This is a genomic window from Limosilactobacillus avistercoris (genome assembly GCF_014836425.1).
GTDB classification, from domain to species: Bacteria; Bacillota; Bacilli; order Lactobacillales; family Lactobacillaceae; genus Limosilactobacillus; species Limosilactobacillus agrestimuris.
In genome coordinates, this window is the sequence record NZ_JACSQW010000042.1 from 1 (window position 1) to 5,043 (window position 5,043).

The window sequence follows — 5,043 nt, forward strand, 5'->3', positions numbered from 1 at the left end:
ACTGGCGATCACCAATTGAGATCTTCTTGCTTAATCTACGTCACTAAATTTGTTCAAGTTATTTATTGCAATCTGCCATTTTTATTAATTTTAAATTTTATTTTCGTTTTTTGAAAGCGGTTCGATCCTTGTTAGGCCAACCAAAAATTGTCTTTTGAGGTTCCTCATCTCCCTAGCAAAGCCCGTCAAATCGGCAGTCTTCCATTGTCGTACATTATTTTTTATGTTAACCTAAAAAAGTAATCAATTTAAGTTAACCGATCTGTTCAATTTGTGTTAACAAAAAAAGATGAAAGGTGGATTTGGCGTGGACAACACAAAAAATCAACACCGTAAGCATCATTTAATTGAATATGCTAACGGTAAGTCTCTTGAAGAGATTAACGGAACTGTTAAGGTTCCACATGGTAAAGGCTTCTGGCGAACATTATTCGCTTATTCTGGTCCTGGTGCATTAGTTGCCGTGGGTTACATGGATCCCGGTAACTGGGCTACTTCAATCACCGGTGGTCAGAGTTTCCAATACACCTTAATGACTACTATCTTGATTTCAAGTTTGATTGCGATGTTACTTCAATACATGGCAGCTAAACTCGGGATCGTGAGTCAAATGGACTTGGCCCAGGCAACACGGGCCCGTACCGGTAAAGCATTAGGTGTTATTCTTTGGATTATGACTGAATTGGCAATCATGGCAACTGATATTGCCGAAGTTATTGGTGCCGCAATCGCCCTTAACTTATTGTTCCACATTCCGTTGATTCCATCAGTATTTATTACTGTTCTTGATGTTCTTGTATTGCTATTATTAACAAAGATTGGTTTCCGGAAGATTGAAGCAATCGTTGCTTGCTTGATTCTAGTTATTTTATTTGTCTTTGCTTACCAAGTTGCATTATCTCACCCTAACTGGGGTGCTGCTTTTGCGGGCTTGCTGCCTTCTACTAAGGCAATTGCAAAATCACCAGAAATGGGTGGAATCACTCCATTAAGTGGTTCTTTAGGTATCATTGGTGCGACTGTTATGCCACACAACTTGTACCTTCACTCCGCAATTTCACAAACTCGTCAAATCGATCACAACGACTTGGACAGTATTCGTCAAACTGTTCGGTTTACAACTTGGGACTCTAACATTCAATTGTCATTGGCCTTCGTTGTTAACGCCTTACTATTAATCATGGGGGTTGCCGTATTTAAGACTGGTGCAGTTCAAGATAGTTCATTCTTTGGTCTTTACGATGCCTTGAACAACACTTCAATGCTTAGTAACCCAATCCTAATCGCAGTGGCTAAATCTGGTGTACTTTCAACACTGTTCGCTGTTGCCTTACTTGCTTCTGGTCAAAACTCAACCATTACTGGTACCTTAACTGGTCAAGTAATCATGGAAGGTTTCGTTCACATGAAGATGCCTCTTTGGGCACGTCGTCTTGTTACCCGGATCATTTCAGTTATCCCTGTTCTGATCTGTGTTGGTATGACTTCAGGTGAATCAACTATCCAACAACACACTGCTTTGAACCTTTTGATGGAAAACTCACAGGTCTTCTTGGCCTTTGCCCTTCCATTCTCAATGTTGCCATTACTAATGATGACCAACAGTGAAGTCGAAATGGGTGAATTCCGTAACCGTTCATGGGTTAAGGTTTGTGGTTGGATTTCAGTTATTGCATTAACTTTCTTAAACCTTTACAATCTTCCTTCAACTTATGAAGGTTTCGATATTTGGTCAAAGGGTACTTCAGATGTATTAGCCTACATCACTATCGTTATTATCCTTGTTCTCTTAGCTTGGACATGTGTTGAATTATACCGTGGTGACAAGCGCTTTGCTGCTGAAGGTCGTGGATTTGGTCAAAAAGAAGAAAAGATGACTGGTAACCATAACGATCTCGCTGAAGATTAAAGATTCCTTTATCTTTCACTCATAATTTCTTCAAATTTTACCTGTATATTAGGAAGCATAAGATAACTCCTATATCTTTTCCTCCCTAAATAAAAGTAAAGATAAAATTAGGAGCTGGGTTTATCCCCGGCTCCTAATTTTTTGGTTTCAAATGTTGCTAATCCAGTTGATTACTCGGTTAAATGTTATAATATATCTTTGAAAATATAAATCTCATCCTTAACTCTGAGGTGAACTCATTGAATAACCAAAACAACAACGAACGCCCAACCCGTGTTCAACTATATGATTCAAATAATAATCGTCGTTCCCACCTTCATAAGGGAACAAAGAAGCCAAAGATGCCCCACTTTAACGGTAAGAATCGTCTTTTTAAAATTCTTCTTGCAATTTTATTAGCAATTCTTGTGATCATGATCATCGTCTTTTTAATTAAGCAACGTGATCCTGTTAATACTGATACTAATGACACTACCGTTTCCACTAGTAGTAAATCATCATCCCATAAGAAGAAGCACCACAAAAAGCATCATTCTTCTAGTACAACCGATGATGATAACCAGGATACCTATTCCTTCTCATACTCAACTGGAAATAATGGTGGTTCACGAACCCAACACAGTAACCAGGGCCAACACCAAACTAACAATGGTAATGGCAATGATAATAATACACATGATAACCAACCAAGTGCTCCACAACCAAGCCAAAATAACAACAATGGCGGAGATAATCACCAACAGCCAAGTAACTCTGGCAATAGCCAAAGCAATAACAGTGGAGCTAATAACAGTGGGCATCCTGCTTCTACCCCAGCACCAGCACCTACTTCAAGTCCTAGTCACTAAAAACTTTTAAAAAGGGGGTTGCGATCCGCTCTCCCAGTGATATAATCATAGGCAATTAAAGGATATGCATTTTAGTTACCCTCTACCAGGGAGTCGATGCCTAGGCTGGAAGCATCGTTGAGGATCTAGCTTCTGTTGTACCACCTTTACTTATCATTCACCGAAATAAGGTGAGTCGGGTCGTGTCCGTTAATACACCTTTAGAGAGGACGCTATTAGTACGTCCTGAACATGGGTGGAACCACGCTAATTATGAAATAATTGACGTCCCTAACGCTATTTAATTTAGTAGCGTTAGGGGCGTTTTTTGTTTAACTACAAAGAAGGAGAGATTGTTTATGGCTCAAGTCGCTGTTATGTCACCAGATGGATCAGTTAAGAAGATCGATCGGGATTCAAAAGAAAGTTTACAAGCATTACGGAAGCTTTCAGCATTAATGTTGAAGGCTGCTTTAAAGCAAGAATTTAAGGGAATTCGTCTTGGTGAAGCTGTTGCCGATGAAGATGGCTTCCACGTTGATTCTGACAAGGATAACCAACAAGTTTCTGCTGATGAATTACCAGCTCTTGAAGATGTTATCAAGGGCCTTGCAAAGAACGATGCAAAGGTTGAATTTGTTGAAGTTGCTCTTGAAGATGCCCTTGCTGAAGTTGAAGCTGATCCTTATTCAAGTGAACTGATTAAGGAAAGTGCTAAGGATGGTAAAGTTGCAATGTACCAACTTGGAGATGTTAAAGCTGTTGCTGATGCCGATATCCTCGTTTACGGTGACGTTGTTAAGAACCTTCGTCTTCTTTCCGTTGCTGGGGCTTACTGGAAGGGAATGTCTTCTAACCCAATGCTTCAACGGATCTACGGAACTGTCTTCTTCAAGAAGGATGCCCTAGAAGATGACTTAAAGAAGCGTCAAGAAGCTAAGGAACGTGACCACCGGGTTATCGGTAACCAACTTGACCTCTTCTTCGTTGATCCTAAGGTTGGTGCCGGTTTACCATACTGGATGCCAAAAGGTGCTACTATTCGTCGGACAATTGAACGTTACATCATTGACCGTGAAGTTGCTGATGGTTACAAGCACGTTTACACTCCAGTTTTGATGAACCTCGACGCCTACAAGACTTCTGGTCACTGGGAACACTACCGCGATGACATGTTCCCACCAATGGACATGGGTGATGGTGAAATGCTTGAATTACGGCCAATGAACTGCCCAAGTCACATCCAAGTATTTAAGCACCATATTCGTTCCTACCGTGATCTTCCATTGCGGATTGCTGAACTTGGAATGATGCACCGTTATGAAAAGTCTGGTGCCCTTTCCGGCCTTCAACGGGTTCGTGAAATGACATTGAACGACGGTCACACATTCGTTGCCCTTGACCAAATTCGTTCAGAATTCGCTAAGATTTTGAAGTTAATCATGAGCGTTTACAAGGACTTTGATATTACTGATTACAGTTTCCGTCTTTCTCTTCGTGATCCAAAGAACACCAAGAAGTACTACGCTAACGACGAGATGTGGGAAAAGTCTCAATCAATGTTGAAGGCTGCCATGGATGACTTAAACCTTGACTACTACGAAGCAGAAGGTGAAGCTGCATTCTACGGTCCAAAGCTTGATATTCAAACTAAGACTGCTTTAGGGAACGACGAAACAATGTCAACCATCCAATTAGACTTCATGCTCCCAGAACGGTTTGGCTTAACCTACGTTGGTAACGATGGCCAAGAACACATGCCAGTTATGATTCACCGTGGTGTTGTTGGTACCATGGAACGTTTCATTGCTTACCTTACTGAAATTTATAAGGGTGCCTTCCCAACCTGGTTAGCTCCTGAACAAGTTCACATCATCCCCGTTAACGAAGATGCTCACGGCGAATACGCTGATGAACTTGCTAAGAAGTTTAAGGCTGCTAACATTCGTGTCGTTGTAGACCACCGGAACGAAAAGATGGGTTACAAGATTCGTGAAGCTCAAACTCAAAAGGTTCCATATACTCTTGTTGTCGGTGACGAAGAAAAGAACAACAATGGTGTTTCTGTACGGAAGTATGGTGAAAAGGAACAAAATGAAATGAGCCAAGATGCATTTATGAACGAAATTCTTGCTGATATTGCATCATACTCACGCGAAAAGTAAAGTATTAAATATAGGTTCTTCGTCAAGAAGTACTGATAAACAAAATTGAATAAATTTCAATCAAACAGCTCGTGCCTTTGAGGAGGTATGAGCTGTTTGTTTATTTTGCCAATTAATTGCGAAATAGGAAGTCGAGAAAGCT

General features: G+C 40.6%; 3 protein-coding genes. All 3 read left to right on the top strand.

Annotated features, from left to right (window positions below):
* Nucleotides 1-289 precede the first annotated feature (289 nt).
* Entirely contained in the window at nucleotides 290-1,909 is a 1,620-nt protein-coding gene (locus H9564_RS08905; protein ID WP_191685111.1) for an Nramp family divalent metal transporter, read from the top strand.
* A 239-nt stretch (nucleotides 1,910-2,148) separates the two neighbouring features.
* Nucleotides 2,149-2,757 carry a hypothetical protein gene (locus H9564_RS08910; RefSeq protein WP_191685112.1) on the top strand — a complete coding sequence of 203 codons (609 nt, stop codon included), beginning with the start codon at nucleotides 2,149-2,151 and terminating at the stop codon, nucleotides 2,755-2,757.
* Between the two features lie 338 nt (nucleotides 2,758-3,095).
* Entirely contained in the window at nucleotides 3,096-4,901 is a 1,806-nt protein-coding gene (thrS, locus tag H9564_RS08915; protein WP_191685113.1) for a threonine--tRNA ligase, read from the top strand.
* Nucleotides 4,902-5,043 lie beyond the last annotated feature (142 nt).